1 rRNA gene is annotated in these 1,030 nt (G+C 55.7%); it reads left to right on the top strand.

Going from position 1 to position 1,030, the window contains the following annotated elements:
- Positions 1 to 1,028, top strand: a 23S ribosomal RNA gene (locus ACZ7BZ_RS38390); the annotation flags it as partial.
- Positions 1,029 to 1,030: the final 2 nt, after the last annotated feature.

Raw genomic sequence — 1,030 nt, forward strand, 5'->3', positions numbered from 1 at the left:
GGCGAAGCTGAGAACTTAAGCGCCAGTAAACGGCGGTGGTAACTATAACCATCCTAAGGTAGCGAAATTCCTTGTCGGGTAAGTTCCGACCTGCACGAATGGCGTAACGACTTCTCGACTGTCTCAACCATAGGCCCGGTGAAATTGCATTACGAGTAAAGATGCTCGTTTCGCGCAGCAGGACGGAAAGACCCCGGGACCTTTACTATAGCTTGATATTGGTGTTCGGTTCGGCTTGTGTAGGATAGGTGGGAGACTTTGAAGCAGCAACGCCAGTTGTTGTGGAGTCGCCGTTGAAATACCACTCTGGTCGTGCTGGATGTCTAACCTGGGTCCGTGATCCGGATCAGGGACAGTGTCTGGTGGGTAGTTTAACTGGGGCGGTTGCCTCCTAAAGAGTAACGGAGGCGCCCAAAGGTTCCCTCAGCCTGGTTGGCAATCAGGTGTTGAGTGTAAGTGCACAAGGGAGCTTGACTGTGAGACTGACGGGTCGAGCAGGTACGAAAGTAGGGACTAGTGATCCGGCGGTGGCTTGTGGAAGCGCCGTCGCTCAACGGATAAAAGGTACCCCGGGGATAACAGGCTGATCTTCCCCAAGAGTCCATATCGACGGGATGGTTTGGCACCTCGATGTCGGCTCGTCGCATCCTGGGGCTGGAGTAGGTCCCAAGGGTTGGGCTGTTCGCCCATTAAAGCGGTACGCGAGCTGGGTTTAGAACGTCGTGAGACAGTTCGGTCCCTATCCGCTGTGCGCGTAGGAGTGTTGAGAAGGGCTGTCCCTAGTACGAGAGGACCGGGACGGACGAACCTCTGGTGTGCCAGTTGTCCTGCCAAGGGCATGGCTGGTTGGCTACGTTCGGGAGGGATAACCGCTGAAAGCATCTAAGCGGGAAGCCTGCTTCGAGATGAGCACTCCCACCTCCTTGAGAGGGTAAGGCTCCCAGTAGACGACTGGGTTGATAGGCCGGATATGGAAGCCCTGTAAGGGGTGGAGTTGACCGGTACTAATAGGCCGAGGGCTTGTCCTCAG

The organism is Kitasatospora sp. NPDC036934, assembly GCF_055608425.1.